Source organism: Glaciecola punicea (assembly GCF_001756615.1).
In the GTDB taxonomy this organism is placed as follows: Bacteria; Pseudomonadota; Gammaproteobacteria; order Enterobacterales; family Alteromonadaceae; genus Glaciecola; species Glaciecola punicea.
In genome coordinates this window covers 124,018-141,895 of record NZ_LZXY01000005.1, presented here as the reverse complement: position 1 = coordinate 141,895, position 17,878 = coordinate 124,018, and the positions used below count along the sequence as shown (strand labels likewise).

Here is a 17,878-nt window from a genome sequence, read left to right as displayed (position 1 = left end):
ATTACCGAATTCCCCCCATATCACCAGCGCTAAATAAAGCGCGTTATGTGCATCTTATTTTGGCTGAGTCCTTCACACAAGCGCCGCGCCATAATATAAGCGTCATCTAAAGAAGTATTGGGCAGTAATATTACTATTTCTTCACCGCCCCAACGCGCAACAGTATCATTTTTACGCAGCCCACTGTTTGTCAAATAATCAGCCACAAACTTAAGACAGTTATCACTGTTGTGACTCTTAAAGTAGGTGCACGAGACACATAACAATCTAATCAAAAAGGTAACAGCGCTACGCTACTGATCCTATTATAAAGAGCGATATGTGTCATGCAAAACAAAGGGAAACATCTGCAATGGATCTAAATCGGCTATTAAGATAGTCGATTTACTTTTGCTGTAGGTAACGGTAATTAGATTAATCAGAAACGTTTTCATTAAATTTACTGTTCGCAATCATCGCTTACTTTGCAAATTCCATCGCTGACAGACTTCCATTGCAGTTAATCCGAGCCAGAACAAAATTGAATTGAGCCCACTTTGTTTAAACAAAAAGACCATTTGAGCCATCTCTATTTAAATTGAGCCAACTTTATTAACACTAAGTAAAAAGTAATAGTATCTATAGCCGAAATGCTGCGGTTTTTGTTTTAAAAGACACTTTTAAGCAGTCTTCGTTTGACCAAAGCTTAACTTGTTAAAGCGTTGGATTTTTTTCGTAATGATTATAAAAGTAGAATAACAAGTAATTTGACGACCTAGCAGTGCACATAAAGCACGTAATTGAGACTTAATCCGTCATTTCACCGCGCAAATTAAGCGCCATAGACTGGCGCATTTGCACATTAGAAAGATCGTCTTTACTTAACAAGTAATGCAGTTTAGCCAATGCCGCTTCGGGGGTTATATCTTTACCCGACACTACGCCTGTTTCTTCAACGAACTTGCCGTTTGCATAGCCCGACATATTTACGGTGCCGCGCATACACTGCGTGCAGTTAACCACGATAATTCCTTGCTTGGTGGCTTTGTCAATTTGACTCAAAAGCTGAGAATTTTGCGGCGCATTGCCCACCCCGTAGCTCAACAGAATTAAGGCATTCACAGGCTGTTGAATAATGTTTGTTAGCACCGAACTGCTAATGCCTGGGTATAAATTGACCATCCCTATTGGCTGGCTTTTAGTTGGGCTAACCGTCAGTCTAGAGGCTTTTGTGGGCAAAGCAGGTAGTTGTGTGTTCACTTCAATATGAATGCCAGCGCTAAGTAAATGCGGAAAATTAGGCGAGTCGAATGCATCAAAACCATCTGCGTCAACTTTACGCGCGCGATTACCTCTAAAAAGCTTATTGTTAAAAAACAAAGTCACTTCTGTTATCGGGTAGTTGGCTGCAATGTAGAGCGCATTAAGCAAGTTGGCTTGGCCATCTGAGCGCAGCTGAGCCAGCGGAATTTGTGAGCCCGTTATAATGACTGGCTTTTGCAACCCTTCCAACATGAAAGACAAGGCCGAGCTGGTATACGCCATGGTGTCGGTTCCATGCAGTATAATAAAACCGTCATATTGGTCGTAATTAGAGGCAATATCTTGGGCAATGTCTAGCCAATCAGAGGGGCTCATATCGCTAGAATCGAGTAGTTTGCTGTATTCATGAATGGTAAAGTTTGGCATTTCACTGCGATGAAACTCTGGCATTTTTGCCACCGTTTCAGACAAGTAGCCCGCGGCAGGCACAAATCCCTTAACAGAGGGTTTCATGCCAATAGTGCCGCCGGTATAGGCTACATAAATATGCTTTTTTTTACTCATTTTTTGTCGTTCACTTTACATATAATAACGGGCTTAACTAACGCGTAAAAAGCTTCTTCATCGCCTGCAAACTATCTTGTTCTATGTTTTGAATTGGCCCCCTACTCACCCACGTGGCTAACACCGTCTCTGGTTCAATTACACTGTCGCCTTGAAGTTTTGCGGCCATCATCTGTAACTGTAAATTTTGACGTGTGGCTTCATCACCAACAGGTATACTTGCATAAGGTACGTCTATTAATAGCGCCGCAACTTGCGTAAGCGCGAGTCTATCCAAACCAACCAGTAAATCGACTTTGGGCACATCGCCTTTTACCCATGATTTGTATCGCCCTAGCAAATACTCATGCTCATCAGGCAATTCAATGGTGTTATACGACTGGAGAAAACCAAACAAATTATTGAGCGCCGACGTGCTCTGCTGCTTTTTTAGGCGCTCATTGGCCTGCGTATATATATCGTCAGCTTTGCGTAAGTGTGGCTGTAATTTTTTAAAGCTTTGCGCGTCTGACGCTTTAACTTTTTCTTCTAGCGCAGTATACTCAGATTCATAAAACTGAAGTTCACCGCTGTTTTTGGCCGCTTTTACTTTAGCGATAAGCTGACTTATCTCTCTATCTATACCTTTAAATTGCGCTTGGCTGGCGTCTTTTTTAGCATTCATATGTTTATGAAAACGGTTAAAGAGCTCATCATTAGCTTGCCTAAATGCCTGCCAAAGCTCATTGTCGATATTTTTACCCGCAAACCCAATTTGCTGCCACTTTTGCTGCATCAGCTTAGCTTTTTCGACGCCTTGGGACAGTTGTGCTTCTTCTGTGGACTCATCTGCAATTTTTTTAGCTTGATTAATCAATCCCTGCTTTTGCTGTGCGCACTGCTGCTGCGCGCTGTTAATGATAGCGCCTAGTGGCTTTAATGCCTTGGTGAAATCACGTCGCACTTTACTTATTTGGCTTTTTTCAAGCTCACCTAGTTTATTAAACTGCACCTTCAAGGCCCCCATTTTCGAGGCTAACTCTGGTGCTGGCAGTTCATTGTCTAAGCTTTTTGCTTCTTGAATAAGGTCTAGAGCTTTTTGGTAGTTTAACTCTCGTTGTCTTTCTAATTCGGCAAAAAAGGCTCTGCAGGGCACAAACGCTTTTTCTACAAGTGCGTCGAAAGCTTTGTTATCAGCTTCATCTTCAGGCGTATGCAATTGACCTAAGCTATTCCATTCTTGCCTTAATATTCTAACTCTATGAGAGCGCTCATAGGGATCTTCAAATATACTGTCTGCTAATGCTTCGGCCTGCTCAAGCAATGCCGGCTTACGAGGTTGAGCAATGTAAGCCTGCCATTCTTGCAGCTTATTAATCTGGGCAGAGGTATGGTCAAACAGTTTTTGTAAACGCACTGGCGCATTTCCTGCCACTCTTTCATATAAATTTTGTACGTTATGAAACATCGCCATTGCGGGTTTAAACTTACCCTGCGTTATCATTCTGTCAACTACTTTCAGCTTATTTTCACATTTATATTCAATTTGCTTGTAGTGATCGTTTAGCTGTTTAACTAGCGCATTTACGGTTGACAGTGTTTGAGAGAACTCTTTACTAACGTGCGATGGTAGTAGTCCCTTAGCATCTTCTTTGAGCTGCGCAAATGCGGCTTTTTGCACACTGATTTTTTCCTTTAAAACCACAATTTCTCCCTGTGATATCAGGCTTTCACTTTGTTTTTCGTGATCTAAAAATAGCTGCGCTAATGCTTCACTTATAAGCTTACCCTTGTATGCAAACTCAACAATATCAAATACATTTGCTAACTGAGCTTGCAGATGTTCAACAAAAGATCTTAGGCGTGCAAGCTGTTGAATGTGAGTTTGTGTATGCGTTTTTTGATCAATTACGCTTATCGTCTTTGTGACATCTTCTAAGGTTGTACTCAAGATCGTGACGAAGGCTTGTACATTATCCGTGGTACTGTCGGCAGGATTTATAGCGTTGTTTTCAGCTGTGTTTTCGGCAGTTTTATGAGCGTGAGGCTCCTGGCGATTTAATGCTTCTATTTGCACTTGCACTTGCTTGCATCGTTCCTGCAGATCGCGCAACTGTGAGCTTGTTTGTTCAAGCCTTTGTGTTTTTCTATGTGCCTCTTCGAATGTGGCTAACTTACTTACAACTACCGCTTTTAGGCTTTCATATTTTTCACTTAATGAACACTGCACAACGTCGCCTAAACATTCAATGTCGGGCTGTAAACTTTCAAATTCGCGGCTAAGCTGCTCTAACTGTGTGCGCAAATACTCGTAGTCTTGGGCGTCTTTTAGCGCCAACAATCTAGAATTAATCATGCTTATTTGCTGGGTGATTTTTAGTGGCTTTTCCGCCATAAGCGACACGTTCGTGACTTTATCGCTAATCGCGCTCGCAACGCGCGCATCTTTTGCGTATTTGTTCATTCTAGACAGTGTTTTAACATCGTGGGTTTTATCGACAATGAGGATTTGCTGGCTTATGCTGGCATGTTCTTGATAAAAGCGGCGAATATGGTTTGCATTTTTGAGTGAAAATAGTGTGTTTAATGCTAGTGTATCTTGTCTTTGTAAGCGCTTGCTGGAAAAAAGCAGTTGCTCTAACAATGGCTTGTTTTTACTTTCACCTATAAATGCTAAAAACAACTTATCTGAGACAATTTTTTCATCTTCAAGCTGCGCAATACAAACTTGCATAGCATGTTTTTTTATGCGCAGCGATGCCGATGCTTCTGCCGATTTCATCCATAGCACAAAGGAATCGAGCTTGTTGAGTGCAGTAAGAGATACCGCGTCATTATCGTCGTTAAAAGCAAGCTCGTGCAGTATGCTCTTGTCTTTTTTTGTGTCTTTATTAAGTTTGTCTATGCTAGCAATACGCTTTTCAGGATCACTACTCTTGTGGTTGGGGGAAAAAAACTGACTAAAAATCATCCTGTTTAAACCGCGCTATATTTATTTCTTTAGACTGTGCTTGTTTAAGCTCTTGCTGTAACTGCTGTCGAGATTTTTGCACAATCTCGCCATTTTTCCCCACGGTCATATGTTCTTCAGACTGCTCTACTTTGGCTTGATACATCAACACCGCTTGCAGCACCGTTTCACGCTGCTGTGGGCTTAAGGGCTTTCCGTCTAGCCATTTACCAGTTTCGATGGCCTGTTTAAATTTGCCGTAAATGTCTGGTGACATTACCGCCAGTAGCTGTTCAGCTTGCATAAAATACCCTATACCTGATAAAAAACACCGAATGTTAGCTTCGTTTTATAAGTGTAATACGCACTCTGTTAATGGCGTACCATATAAAGCCAATGATCGTAATCGCAATGGAAGCATTGTACATCAATATACCATTTTTGCCTGCGGGAAAATCACCTAAAAAAGCGAAATAGCACCCTATAATGAACAGTAACATTGCTAGCATGGATTGGTTTTGAATTTTCTGCATCGCTTTGTAGCGTTTAGCCGCGGCTTTTCTACGAATATCCTCTGCGCTGATATCACCAAATTCATGTTTACAGTGAGAACAGCTTTTGGCTTTGTCAGAAATTGTTTTGTTACAAGATGGACAGTTAATAATTGCCATAATACCTTTGCATTTCCCCTATATTAATTACTTCGTACTTTTCACCCTACAAACCCACGTTAAATGGCCTGATAATCAAAAGCCCTTACTCATCAATATTTTTATATTGAAATACGCCCTTGCATAATATATCAGCAAGGACGCTCTTTCAAACGTAACGTTCCGATGAAAGGTAGTCTAATATCAAGCGCTAAAGCATTGCTCTATTTAGCCACTTTTACTTTATCCCAGTATGCTTTAACCGAATCTTTCATATCTTTTCTCAGCAATAAGATACCCACTAAGTTTGGTAATGTCATGACCACTATTGCCACCGCTGACAAAGTCCATACTAAGGTGGTATCTGACACTGCAGCCCACAAGAAGGCAAATACATATACCACCCTGTAAGGCATTACCGAGGCGGGTCCAAATAAATAAGTCATGGCTCTATCGCCATAGTAGGACCAAGCGATAGCAGTTGAAAACGCAAATAGTAACAGCCCTATAGAAACGATGTATTGGCCAAAGTCACCAAAATAACCTTTGGTAAATGCCAATGTGGTGAGGGTCGCTGAGTGAATGAGCGATTTTCCATGTACAATAATATTGTCGCGCGTGATAGATCCGTCTTCAATAATTAAGGTGCCCGAAAACAGATCATCTAGCGAACCTACATGATAAGTCACTTCTTCAGCGAAAGAACGGGCGTTAATTAGCGTAAAACCGTCAGAGACTGCGACACCATTCACTACCGCAATCGTGCCATTGAAAGGCTCTATTGTAGTGCCGTCTAGTTTGTTTAAATATTGAAATACATTGGTGGAATCGGCGATATTGTCTTGCGAAAGAGAACCCTGCACGTAATACATATCAGAGCGGTCGAATATATTTTCGTGTTTTTCATTCCACACCCCAGAACTTAAAATAACTAAGCCGGTAAGAGTACATATTATAATGGTATCGATGAAAGGCTCTAATATTGACACCATACCTTCAGAAACAGGCTCTTCTGTTTTAGCAGCTGCGTGGGCAATAGGCGCTGAACCTTGTCCAGCTTCGTTTGAAAATAAGCCTCGGTTGACACCGCGGTTAAAAGCGTATGCAAAGGTTGCGCCTAAGAAACCACCCGCTGCGGCTGAGCCGGTGAAAGCGTCGGTAAAGATTGATACAAAAGCAGGACCCACATTTTCGATGTTGAAAAAAATGACCGAAAATGCACCCACGATATATACCACGGCCATAAACGGCACAACCCTAGAAGTAACTGCCGCAATACGGGTTATGCCGCCTAATATGACTAAACCCAACAGTATGGCTAACACGCTGCCCACTATCCAAGGTTCAAAGCCAAAGGTGGCTTCCATGGTGATCGCTATACTGTTACTTTGCGGTAGGTTACCGGTGCCAAATGAACTGATAACCGTGGCCACCGCGAAAACCACCGCTAGCCATTTCATGTTTAATTTTTTATCCATGTAGTACATGGGACCGCCTGAGAAGGTACCATCGGCAGTTTTTTCGCGGTACTTGTGCGACAAGGTTACTTCCACAAACTTGGTCGTCATGCCAAAAAATGCAGTGGCCCACATCCAAAATAGTGCAGCAGGGCCGCCTAGAAAAATAGCCAGTGCAACACCGCCAATATTACCGGTGCCCACCGTGCCCGAAAGCGCCGTGGTGAGAGATTGAAAATGCGTGGTATCTCCTGGAGCGCCTTTTTTGTCAAACTTGCCTGTTACTACTCTCCAGGCATGCTTAAAATAACGTATTTGCGGAAACTTTAAATAAATAGTAAAAAAAGCACCAGTACCTAATAGCGCATACGGAAACCAGACAGCAGAGCCTAAAAAACTGTCGAGTAATTTAAAAAAATCGTGTAATACGTCCACTTTATTATTCCTTTTTATTGTTGGCGTGTAAAACCGTTGACGTTGAGCTTTTGTTACCTTGTTTAACTTAGGTTTTATTTTCGCTCAAACTAATAATGTTTATTTATACGTTCTTCTTAAGAAAGTTTTTTAACAACAGCGTTAACCGCCACCAGTACATCTTCGCCCAATTGCTGACACCTTGCTATCGACCAGCCGAAGCTTTCATCAGGTAAATCCGCATTGTCTTTAAAGGGCATTTCTAAAGTGTAGGCAAGGCAATTAAACTTATGCGCAACGGCGTTATTGGCTATGGAAAGATTAGCTTTGCCCGGTTCGTCTTTGTCATAGCCATAAACATCCTGAAATTCAGGCGTGGTTGCCATTAGTGAGTCTTTGAAAGTGTCTTCGAGCATTTTAATACGCTCATCGTAACCTGGAATACCTTCACTTCCCGCCACAAAATTATACGGTAAGGCTTCATCTCCGTGAACGTCAAGAAATATATCTACGTCCGTTTCTTGCATTTTGTTGAGTACGTGAAATACCTCTGGACTTTTATCGGCGCTTGGCTTTGCCCATTCTCTGTTAAGATTTATGCCAGCGGCATTGGTACGCAGGTGTCCTCGAACGCTGCCGTCAGGGTTCATATTAGGCACAACATAAAAAACGCAGTGCTGCAGCAGTATTTTGGCAAGACCATCGTCTTCATCTAACAATCGACCCAGTAGGCCTTCGATTAGCCACTGCGCCATAGTTTCACCTGGATGTTGACGGGCTGTTATCCATACTTTATGTTTTGCGGGTGTTTGCTGGGAACTGTCTGTATCGTTGCTAGATGCGTGGGCATCAAGCTCACCGATAACAAGTAAGTTAAGTTCCCTGCCGTCGAGCGTTAAGCCAAGCAGCTCATGTCTGCAGTCAAAGCTCATTTGCGCGTTGGCAATGAGGTCTAGATGACGCTCGTAGCTGTAAGGGGCAAAGTAAGCAAAATAAACGCTGTCGTACTCTGGGGTTAAATCGATAATGAGTTGATTACCGGTAAATTCAGTGTCGACTCTAAACCATGTTTCACGATCGTAAGACGCTACAGCCTGATAACCTTTCCAACCGTCTGGATAAGCCGATTTGGCCAAGTCATTAATATGTAATTTATATTCAATGAAGGCAGTGGCATGCAGCTTAAAATGGAACCACTGGTAAAATTCAGAATCATTGTCTTTATTTATGGCCAGTTGAATATCGTTGGGCGCGTTGAGCCCTAGCACTTTAATATTGCCACTATCGAAATTGCTACTAATTGAAAGAATGGGCTTAAGTGACTTATTTGACGCATTTACGGTATTTGACATAAGCAGGCACGCACGCTTGTTATTGTTATTTTTCTGTATACTAGCAAACAAAGTAGATTTGCAAAACCTGTAATAAAAAAAAGCGGCGTAGATTGCACTAAACAGCTTTTTTAGTTTGTTCAAGCATGGTTTTGACAACGCCCCTTATGCTAACTAAGGCAGGGTTGGCACCGTTAATTCAGCCATATCGGTAACCACACGCATTACTTGCACGCTATAGCCAAATTCATTGTCATACCACACGTACAAGGTTGTGCGATTGTCGGCAACAATAGTGGCTTGCGAATCCACAATAGCTGCAGCGCGTGTACCCACCAGATCGGTAGACACTATTTCGGTTGACGAGGTGTAATCGATTTGATGCTGTAAATCACTGAATAAAGAGGTGTTACGCAAGAAAGTATTGATGCTCTCTTTGTCGGTGTTTTTTTGTAAATTCAAATTCAAAATTGCCATAGACACATTAGGCGTAGGCACACGAATCGCATTGCCGGTCAGTTTACCTTCTAGTTTAGGGTAAGCTTTAGATACTGCTTTTGCAGCGCCTGTTTCGGTAATAACCATGTTGAGGGTGGCGGCACGGCCTCGGCGTTCTGCTTTATGGTAATTATCAATCAGGTTTTGATCGTTAGTGAAAGAATGCACTGTTTCAACATGTCCACTGTCGATGCCATATTCTTCATCTAAGGCTTTTAATACCGGCGTAATTGCGTTGGTGGTGCAACTCGCGGCAGACAATATAGTGTCGCTGGGCAAAATATCGCGGTGATTAACGCCATGCACTATATTCTTAATGTTGCCTTTGCCTGGCGCGGTCAGCAGCACTTTAGCAGCGCCCTTAGCCTGTAAGTGCTGCGACAAACCTTCTTCGTCTCGCCACATGCCGGTGTTATCTACAACTATAGCGTTGCTTATGCCATATTTTGTGTAATCTATTTCACTTGGGTGATTGGCATAAATGACTTGAATAAATGAGCCGTTAGCTTTTATCGCATTGCGCTCTTTGTCTATCGTAATACTGCCGTTAAACGGGCCGTGAACGGAATCTCGACGCAACAAGCTTGCGCGTTTTTCTAAATCGCCGTCGCTGCCGCCTCTCACCACTATTGCTTTTAAACGTAGCTTGTTGGCTTTGCCTTGGCGTTCAATCATAAGCCGAGCTAGCAAGCGCCCTATTCTACCAAAGCCATAAAGTACGACATCTCGTGGCTTGTGCTCGTCAACTTTATCTAATACCTGGCTAAGTTTGGTGCGTAAAAAAGCCTGAATATTGGCATTTTCAACAGCCTTCTCACCGTAATTAAATTCGTAAGCAAGTTTGCCAATATCGATTTGACAAGGGGCAAGTTTCATTTCGCTTATTGCCTCAAGGATAGGCCAGCTTTCACGTAGGCGTAGCTTTGAGCCTTCAAACTGTCGTACTCGGCGATGCGCTTTAATAATGTCAATTACACTGGCATTGAGCACTGGTCGACCATACACTAAAATTTCTACGGCACTACCGCGATACAATCTGCCAACTATCGGTAACATTTTCTCTGCAAATTCTTGCCTTTCTTGCCAACTTGACTGTAATTCTTGTTCAAACTGCTGATTCATATAACGTTTCCTTTGCTTGTGCACTTGCCAACTTTACGCCAGTGGATATTCTATGCAAAGAACACTAAAACACCAAATTGATGGAAACTTTCAGATTTATGACATTTGTTGTTATATACACCATTACTTCTGTAATTCGTTGACAATAAGACAGCGTTCAACAAGCTTGTCACTAAAAGCAATGGTATAAACCGATAGATATGTAAAGTATTCAATGGTAACCGTAATTAAATTACATTTAAAAAAAAGGGTATACGACTAATGTCTTTTCAATATGCCGACTTTTATGGGCATCAAGGTGTTTATCAGCCTAATAACACCGGTAATTTAGGGTATTTGCCTTATTCTTAGCTCACTTTTACTTTTGAGAAATCAGCGATTTAAAGGGGTTGGTGTTAATATGCAATAAATAGCTTACACGTTAGCACTAACTCCTTTAGAGTTTTTATAGAAGTAAAGATTTGGTTTCCACCTCACAAATCTTGTGTGAAAAAACGAGGGGGATTAATAAAAAGGAAATTATAATGTTATCAAAAATAGTGGTAAATCTTTACACGCTTCTTTTGGAAATAGGACTTTGGCTTTTACTCATTGCAGGTTTCGTTGGCGGCTGGCAATCGGGAGGCGTCATAGGTGCAATAGTGGGCCTTGTTGCTTCTGCAATATTTGGTGCAGTCTTTTTCGGAGCTTTTCTAGTGCTCAATGATATTCGTGCTAGAGTAAAAGCTATTGAAGAAAAGCAATAAGCAAAAGCGTAAAATCAAGTAGATCACCTTCAGGCTAAAGTACATATGAATATAAATGCAAATTTCGATACCACGGTGGTGGTTCATGCTCAGGAACGTAAATGGATAGCGTCGCCTATGCAAGGTGTTGAGCGAAAGATGCTTGATCGTGTGGGGAATGAAGTAGCCCGTGCTACTAGCATCGTGCGATATGCGCCAGGCAGTCAATTTTCACCTCATGTTCACAATGGTGGTGAGGAATTCGTTGTTCTTACAGGTGTTTTTCAAGACGAACACGGCGATTATCCTGTCGGTACTTATATGAGAAATCCGCCGCAATCATCGCACACTCCTGGCTCTGAAGTAGGCTGTACTATTTTTGTGAAGCTGTGGCAGTTTGATCCAAATGACCAACATCAAATGGCCGCCAAGATAAAAAATGTGGATCAATCTCACAAACAGTCGTTATTTGAAAGTAAATACGAACAAGTGTTTTGCGTGACATTAAGGCCTAATGAAGTATTCGCAATTAACCATCACAAGGGGATTGAAATATTTATGCTACACGGAGAAGCTGATCTGCAAAGCAATACACACGCAATTACTATGTTTAAGTTCTCATGGTTGCGTAAAGCTGTTGACGAGCCGCTAGTGTTAACAGCAAAAACACCTGTACGGCTGTGGCTAAAACAAAACCACCTACATGACGTCGAAAAACAGCTTGAGCGAGTGCTTTGCGCATAGCTTCCTTTACATCTAAAAAAGTAGACGGGCAAGAGGGAGCTCTATTTAGCGCAGCACTTTTTGTATTTTTTGTTACTACCGCATGGACAAAGGTCATTTCGGCCAATTTTAGCGCCGCCTCTAACAATAGGAGTTTGAGACTCATGGTGATGGCCGCACTCTGGACCATGAACGTGCCCTTCTTCGCCATGTTCTACTATTTTATTTGTCATATTTGTGGCCCCATTAGATTCGACCCTATAAGTATAAAGACATTTAGTAGTGCCTCATAGCAATATCATCATGATTGACAAAGTCGATGTGCATTTCACGTGTCGGTTAATGCGTAGCAAAAATAATAAGACCATATCAATTTCGTTTAAGTCATAGCAAAAGCGTATTTTCTTAAATATTTTTAAAGCGTTAAAGTGCCGCGCTGAATTATCGTGTAAAAGAGAATGTCATGTCGTTTAGCGTAGTCTTAATGCTCGCACTATTTGTTGGTTTATTGTTTGCTATTTATGCATTTTCAAAAAAGAGCGAAAGCCTCTCTCGCAATGTATTATTTGGCTTGCTGCTAGGCAGTGTTTATGGCTTGTTGCTACAATTTTTATTTGCAACTCAGCCCGAGGTCACCAGCGCAGTATTAAGTTGGGTTGCGCTCGTGGGTCAAGGCTATGTTGGGCTGTTGAAGATGATAATAATGCCGTTGGTACTGGTGTTTATGATTGCCGCAGTAGTGCAGCTTGAAAAGCAAGGTTCCTTAGGCAAAATCTCTTTTGTGAGCATTTCCATTTTATTATTTACCACGGCTATTGCCGCTATTATAGGTATCGCCGTAACCTACGGATTTAACTTAAATATAGATGGCTTAGTGTCAGGCGCCCGCGAAACTGCGCAAATGACGAACTTACAAAGCAAAGCAAACGATGTTGCAGACTTAACGGTACCGCAAATGTTGCTAAGTTTCATCCCACAAAACCCCTTTGCTGATTTAAGCAATGATCGTTCTAGCTCGATTATTGCCGTTGTTATTTTTGGTGTGTTAGTCGGCATTGCGGCGCGCAAAGTGGTATTACAGCGCACTGACTTAGCAGGCCCCATCAAAACAGGTGTAAACGCTTTACAGGCGACCGTTATGAGCCTAGTTAAGATGATAATTTCACTTACACCCTTTGGCGTTGCAGCGCTTATGGCTAGCGTAATAGCAAACTCAAGCGGCAGTGATATTCTAAACTTACTCGCCTTTATTGTTGCTTCGTATGTGGCCATTTTGCTGATGTTTATAGTGCATGGCTTTTTGCTTAGTTTAGCGGGCGTTAACCCTAAAGAGTTTTTCAAAAAGATTTGGCCGGTACTTACCTTTGCCTTTAGTTCGCGCAGTTCAGCAGCCGCTATTCCTATGAATATTGAAGTGCAAATTAATCAGCTTAAGGTGCCACCGGCTATTGCCAACTTATCAGCTTCATTTGGTGCCACTATAGGACAAAACGGTTGTGCCGGCATTTATCCTGCCATGCTAGCCATAATGGTCGCGCCAAGCGTAGGCATCGATCCTATGACCTTAGGCTTTATACTGCCACTCATTGGCATTGTGGTGATTAGTTCATTTGGGATCGCGGGCGTTGGCGGCGGCGCTACTTTTGCAGCCTTAGTGGTTCTACCCACCATGGGCTTGCCGATTGAGGTGGTCGCCTTACTCATTTCAATCGAACCTTTAATTGATATGGCGCGCACCGCGTTGAATGTATCAGGCTCCATGATCTCTGGGGTAATAACCAGTAAAATAATAAAACCGCCTGAGTAATATAAGCGTCATAGCGGCGCAAGACCAGCCGCTGATTCAACACTAGTTTTTCTATATAAGTGCATAGAACGCGCTTGTAAACTAAACGATGGTTCAATTGGCAAAGTTGCATAAGTACTCATATTTGCCTGCGCCGTGTTTAAAAAGCACTGCCATGGCTCACTGCTTTTTAAAATAGGTAAAGTGAAATCGCGATCTTTATCTAAGCTGTTGATGCACAGCAACCATTCTTGGGACTCTGCGTTGTTGTCAATGACTATTTCGCCCACAATGTGCAGCGCAAAGCAATGATGCTCATGATTAACCCAGTCTATGTCTGTCTTAAGGCTACCATCGCGACGATACCAGTTGGCTTGCGTGACGTTTTGTCTATTATCGTAAAGATCATCATCGAAATTCATTTGCTGCAGTAACGGATTGTTGTTGCGCAAGCTAGTCATATAGCGGCAAAATTCGAGAAAAGAGTGCTTAGTTGAATCTAAAGTCCAGTCGTACCAGTTGATATTATTGTCTTGGCAGTAGGCATTGTTGTTTCCGCTTTGCGTGCGGCTTATCTCATCCCCGCCTAAAATATGCGGCGTGCCTTGGCTGAGAATTAAAGTCGCAAATAAATTACGTTTTTGCTGCTCACGCAGAGCAATTATTTTTTTATCAGTACTGGGCCCCTCAACGCCATAATTAGCGCTTAAGTTGTGATCATGCCCATCACGGTTTTCTTCTAAGTTTGCCTCATTATGTTTTTGCTCATAGCACACAATATCATGCAGCGTAAAACCGTCGTGATAGCTCACGTTGTTCACACTAGCATGCATAGGCCTAACATTTTTATGAAACACATCTCTGGAGCCTAAGAGACGGGTTGCAAACTCTCCTTTTAGACCTTTATCGCCGCGCCAGAAGCCGCGCACAACGTCTCTGTATTTATCGTTCACTTCTAGCCAATAATCGGGATATTGCCCAAGCTGATATCCTCCAGGGCCGATATCCCAAGGCTCTGCAAGCATGAGCGCTTTGTTTAAAATAGGGTCTTGTCTTAAAATTGTAAAAAAAGTCGCGTTACTTTTAAAGTCAAACGCTTCTCTGCCTAAAATACTGGCCAGATCAAAGCGAAAACCGCTAACCCCCATCTCACTGACCCAATAACGCAAGGCATCCACCAGCAAATTCAGCATAAACGGATCAGACACCTTTACGGTATTGCCACAGCCTGAATAATTAACATACTGGGGTGTTTCTGACTCATCAATATGCTGCATTAGGTAAGCGTGCGACTCACATAAGCCTCTAAAACTGAGCACTGGACCATCGGGGCCGCTTTCACAGGTATGGTTAAATACCACATCTAAAATGACCTCTATGCCTGCATCTCGATAGCTTTGTATCATTTCTTTGCATTCAGTAAACGCGTCATTTAACGCATAGCGCGGCTCAGCAGCAAAAAAATTAATAGGATTATAGCCCCAATAATTGCTCAGACCCTTTTTAGTAATAAAGGGTTCAGGCATAAACGACATTAAGGGTAAAAACTGCACGCTACTAATTCCCAATTCGCTTAAATGAGCAATAATTGCAGGATGACACGCGCCTAAATATTTACCTCTAATGGCTTGAGGCACCTCAGGGTGATTCGCGCTTAAACCTTTAATATGTGTTTCATAAATAATTCGCTGCTCAGGTTTAACGTTGAGGGGTTCAAGCTTTGTACTGGACGTTTGCATTATGCGCGCTTTAGGCACTAAAGCATGCGAGTCACCTTCATATAAACTCGGGTCCCACTGCAATGGCCTATTAAGTGCCTTTGCATACGGGTCGATGAGCAACTTATTCATATGAGAATTCGGATGGCTACGTTTATCTTTTTTAGGCCGCACACGAATAGCATATAAATGCTCATGCTTAACATTTGAAATGATGCCAAACCATTTGGACTTACTTCGCTCTTGCAAGGAAATTTGCGCTAAAGCTTGCTCATTCTCGTCAAAAAGGCAAATAAATACTTCTTCAGCGTCGGGGGCGTACACCACAAAATTACAGCCTTGCTTACATAATACGGCGCCTAGCTCTTGCATATTTCCAGGCAGTAATTCAAAGGCACTGGCCACGAATTCTTTTTCAATATTTGTCGTTTGAGACTGCTGACTCATGTTAATAAGATACTCTGTTGTAGGCTAGTAGCGAAGGTATATGCAGGCGAACTAGCGCGCTAAAATTTTAAAAAACATTGTTGCCAGAGGCGGCACAATAATATCGACGCTGTTATCAAAATCATTCGCGGCGATGGCTTTACTGCTAACGGTTTGCTTAACTTTATAGCCACTGCCGCCAAAATCTGCATCGTCGGTATTGAGTATTAATTTATATTTACCCGCAAAAGGCACACCTATTTTAAAGTGTTCATATACCGATGGGGTGAAGTTATTCACAACTAAGACCACATCGTTTTGTAAGCCGCTAAATCGGGCAAAGGATAGAATACTGTGCTGCGCATTGTTAATGTCTATCCATCTAAATCCACTATGTTCATGGTCAAGTGCGTGCAAGCATGGCTCCTTTACGTATACTTTGTTAAGCGCCCTGTAAAGATTACTTATGCCAGTGTGAAAGTTTCCATCGCCGCCTTGGGTTTGCAAACAGTCCCAGTCTAAAGACAAGTCGTGATCCCATTCAGCGATTTGTGCTATTTCATTTCCCATAAACTGCAGTTTTTTACCCGGGTGCCCGAACATGAAACCGTAATACGCGCGTAAATTAGCAAATTTTTGCCATTCATCACCCGGCATTTTTTGGATCATAGAACCTTTGCCGTGCACCACTTCATCGTGAGAGATAGGCAGCACAAAGTTTTCGTCATAGGCATATACCATTGAAAACGTCAGCTCACAATGATGATAAGCTCTGTAAGCTGAGTCTTTGGCAATATAGTGAAGCGAGTCGTGCATCCACCCCATATTCCACTTGAAGCCAAAGCCTAGGCCGCCAGCAGAAACCGGCTTTGACACGCCCGCAAAAGAGGTTGACTCTTCGGCTATCGTAATGGCCTGTGGAAATTGAGCATACACGGCTGTGTTTATCCACTGCAGCAGGCTTATCGCTTCATAATTGTGATTACCGCCGTCTACATTAGGTAGCCACTCGCCTTGATTACGAGAGTAATCCAGATACAGCATAGAGGCAACGGCGTCTACCCGAATACCATCTACTTTATATTTATCAAACCAAAACAGCGCATTAGCCACCAGTAGCTGCCGCACGGTGTCTTTACCAAAATCATAGATACATGAGTTCCAGTCTGGATGCCAGCCTTTACGGGGATCGGCATACTCATAGACATGCGTACCATCAAATTGCGCAAGGCCGTGGCCATCTTCAGGGAAATGCGCCGGCACCCAATCCACAATAACGCCAATATTTTGTTGATGACATGTGTCTACAAAAAATTTGAAGTCGTCGGGACTGCCAAAACGACTAGTAGGCGCAAACAAGCCTACCGGCTGATACCCCCATGAGCCGTCAAACGGAAATTCAGAAACGGGCAAGACCTCTATATGGGTGTAGGCCATTTCTTTAACATAAGCAATCAAGTCATGCGCAAGTTCCACATAGCTTAGGTAAGTTTTGTGAAGATCACTTGGGCGCTTCCACGAGCCTAAATGCACCTCATATATGCTCATAGGCGACTTATAAGGATCTTTTTTAGTCTGATGCCACTTAGCATCATTCCATTTATAAGCTTTATGGTCATACACCACTGATGAATGCGATGGATACTGATGTTGACTAAAGCCTATGGGATCTGATTTGTCTGGAAGTTGATGACCGTGGGCGTCTTTTATAGCAAATTTATATAGCGCACCGGGCGTTAAGTTTGGGATAAATAGTACCCAGTAGCCCATGTCTGTTTTTTGCATGGGATGTAGTTGCTTATCCCAGTGGTTGAAATCACCAATGAGTGATATTGCACTGGCATTGGGTGCAAACACTGCAAAACGAACACCCTTAACACCATTGTCGCTAGTCACTAGCTGCGCACCAGCCTGTTCATATAGGTTTTGTGGCGCACGATCAATAAAGTGCACCGCGCTATAAGCCGTTTCAGAAAACTGGTAAGGGTCGGTATAAATGTATTCGCCGTCTTGGGTATGGGCAACCACCTCGTAAAGCCGATATTTGGATTTTTCACTTTTGAGGTTTACCGTGAATAAGCCCGCGTTTGACTTTTTTAAATCAGCAATTTTTTCATGGCTTTTTGCATCTCGAATTGATAAGGCCGAAGCTTGGGGGAACCAAACACTGACAAACGCTTTATTAGCACTGCTTATCCAGCCCAACTGCGAAAATGGATGCATACAGCAGCCTTCTAAAAGTTGTTGCTCAAAGTGCATGTATAACCTCGTTGTTATAATATCGATGGCCTGC

14 protein-coding genes are annotated in these 17,878 nt (G+C 42.5%); 3 read left to right on the top strand and 11 right to left on the bottom strand.

From position 1 onward, the window contains the following. Positions 1-29: 29 nt before the first annotated feature. The 8 genes from BAE46_RS14335 to BAE46_RS08255 form a co-directional block, all read right to left on the bottom strand. Positions 30-266: a diguanylate cyclase gene (locus tag BAE46_RS14335; protein WP_274378073.1), complete on the bottom strand. Its 237-nt coding sequence runs from the start codon at positions 264-266 to the stop codon at positions 30-32. Positions 267-786: 520 nt separating this feature from the next. Continuing rightward, the gene (gene ansA / locus BAE46_RS08285) at positions 787-1,806 is read right to left on the bottom strand and encodes an asparaginase (RefSeq protein WP_006003325.1); all 1,020 of its coding nucleotides are present in this window, start codon (positions 1,804-1,806) and stop codon (positions 787-789) included. Positions 1,807-1,843: 37 nt separating this feature from the next. Continuing rightward, positions 1,844-4,756 carry a DUF349 domain-containing protein gene (locus tag BAE46_RS08280; RefSeq protein WP_006003323.1) on the bottom strand — a complete coding sequence of 971 codons (2,913 nt, stop codon included), beginning with the start codon at positions 4,754-4,756 and terminating at the stop codon, positions 1,844-1,846. After that, complete coding sequence (locus BAE46_RS08275) at positions 4,746-5,039, bottom strand: YeaC family protein (RefSeq protein WP_006003321.1); 294 nt, start codon at positions 5,037-5,039, stop codon at positions 4,746-4,748. Before BAE46_RS08275 ends, BAE46_RS08280 begins: the two co-directional genes overlap by 11 nt. A gap of 34 nt (positions 5,040-5,073) precedes the next feature. Next, positions 5,074-5,406: a zinc ribbon domain-containing protein gene (locus BAE46_RS08270; RefSeq protein ID WP_006003319.1), complete on the bottom strand. Its 333-nt coding sequence runs from the start codon at positions 5,404-5,406 to the stop codon at positions 5,074-5,076. 203 nt (positions 5,407-5,609) lie between these two features. Continuing rightward, the gene (locus tag BAE46_RS08265; RefSeq protein ID WP_006003314.1) at positions 5,610-7,277 is read right to left on the bottom strand and encodes an alanine/glycine:cation symporter family protein; all 1,668 of its coding nucleotides are present in this window, start codon (positions 7,275-7,277) and stop codon (positions 5,610-5,612) included. Positions 7,278-7,393: 116 nt separating this feature from the next. Then, entirely contained in the window at positions 7,394-8,608 is a 1,215-nt protein-coding gene (locus BAE46_RS08260; RefSeq protein WP_051987280.1) for a M14 family metallopeptidase, read from the bottom strand. 153 nt (positions 8,609-8,761) lie between these two features. After that, positions 8,762-10,207: a glyceraldehyde-3-phosphate dehydrogenase gene (locus tag BAE46_RS08255; RefSeq protein ID WP_070112329.1), complete on the bottom strand. Its 1,446-nt coding sequence runs from the start codon at positions 10,205-10,207 to the stop codon at positions 8,762-8,764. Positions 10,208-10,731: 524 nt separating this feature from the next. On the opposite strand from BAE46_RS08255, the gene BAE46_RS08250 reads away from it, so the two are divergent. Further along, complete coding sequence (locus tag BAE46_RS08250; protein ID WP_006003309.1) at positions 10,732-10,953, top strand: hypothetical protein; 222 nt, start codon at positions 10,732-10,734, stop codon at positions 10,951-10,953. 45 nt (positions 10,954-10,998) lie between these two features. Beyond that, entirely contained in the window at positions 10,999-11,676 is a 678-nt protein-coding gene (locus BAE46_RS08245) for a cupin domain-containing protein (protein ID WP_006003308.1), read from the top strand. 41 nt (positions 11,677-11,717) lie between these two features. On the opposite strand, the gene BAE46_RS08240 is transcribed toward BAE46_RS08245, so the two are convergent. After that, the gene (locus BAE46_RS08240) at positions 11,718-11,888 is read right to left on the bottom strand and encodes an SEC-C metal-binding domain-containing protein (RefSeq protein ID WP_006003307.1); all 171 of its coding nucleotides are present in this window, start codon (positions 11,886-11,888) and stop codon (positions 11,718-11,720) included. Positions 11,889-12,118: 230 nt separating this feature from the next. Between BAE46_RS08240 and BAE46_RS08235 the strand changes: the two genes are divergently transcribed. Continuing rightward, on the top strand, positions 12,119-13,462 hold the full coding sequence (locus BAE46_RS08235; protein WP_070112327.1) for a cation:dicarboxylate symporter family transporter: 1,344 nt from the start codon (positions 12,119-12,121) through the stop codon (positions 13,460-13,462). Between the two features lie 8 nt (positions 13,463-13,470). Here BAE46_RS08235 and glgX read toward each other — a convergent pair whose 3' ends face one another. Beyond that, positions 13,471-15,606 (bottom strand): glycogen debranching protein GlgX, encoded by a 2,136-nt coding sequence (glgX, locus tag BAE46_RS08230; RefSeq protein WP_083256836.1) that lies wholly within the window; start codon positions 15,604-15,606, stop codon positions 13,471-13,473. 51 nt (positions 15,607-15,657) lie between these two features. Next, entirely contained in the window at positions 15,658-17,844 is a 2,187-nt protein-coding gene (gene glgB, locus BAE46_RS08225; RefSeq protein WP_006003303.1) for a 1,4-alpha-glucan branching protein GlgB, read from the bottom strand. Between the last annotated feature and the right edge of the window lie 34 nt (positions 17,845-17,878).

Excerpts from the sequence above, each read along its gene's own strand:
- BAE46_RS08240 (WP_006003307.1), bottom strand. The coding sequence starts at position 11,888 with ATGACAAATAAAATAGTAGAACATGGCGAAGAAGGGCACGTTCATGGT.
- glgB (WP_006003303.1), bottom strand. The coding sequence starts at position 17,844 with ATGCACTTTGAGCAACAACTTTTAGAAGGCTGCTGTATGCATCCATTT.
- BAE46_RS08270 (WP_006003319.1), bottom strand. The coding sequence starts at position 5,406 with ATGGCAATTATTAACTGTCCATCTTGTAACAAAACAATTTCTGACAAA.
- BAE46_RS08255 (WP_070112329.1), bottom strand. The coding sequence starts at position 10,207 with ATGAATCAGCAGTTTGAACAAGAATTACAGTCAAGTTGGCAAGAAAGG.
- ansA (WP_006003325.1), bottom strand. The coding sequence starts at position 1,806 with ATGAGTAAAAAAAAGCATATTTATGTAGCCTATACCGGCGGCACTATT.
- BAE46_RS08260 (WP_051987280.1), bottom strand. The coding sequence starts at position 8,608 with ATGTCAAATACCGTAAATGCGTCAAATAAGTCACTTAAGCCCATTCTT.
- BAE46_RS08280 (WP_006003323.1), bottom strand. The coding sequence starts at position 4,756 with ATGATTTTTAGTCAGTTTTTTTCCCCCAACCACAAGAGTAGTGATCCT.
- BAE46_RS08235 (WP_070112327.1), top strand. The coding sequence starts at position 12,119 with ATGTCGTTTAGCGTAGTCTTAATGCTCGCACTATTTGTTGGTTTATTG.
- BAE46_RS08250 (WP_006003309.1), top strand. The coding sequence starts at position 10,732 with ATGTTATCAAAAATAGTGGTAAATCTTTACACGCTTCTTTTGGAAATA.
- glgX (WP_083256836.1), bottom strand. The coding sequence starts at position 15,606 with ATGAGTCAGCAGTCTCAAACGACAAATATTGAAAAAGAATTCGTGGCC.
- BAE46_RS08245 (WP_006003308.1), top strand. The coding sequence starts at position 10,999 with ATGAATATAAATGCAAATTTCGATACCACGGTGGTGGTTCATGCTCAG.
- BAE46_RS08275 (WP_006003321.1), bottom strand. The coding sequence starts at position 5,039 with ATGCAAGCTGAACAGCTACTGGCGGTAATGTCACCAGACATTTACGGC.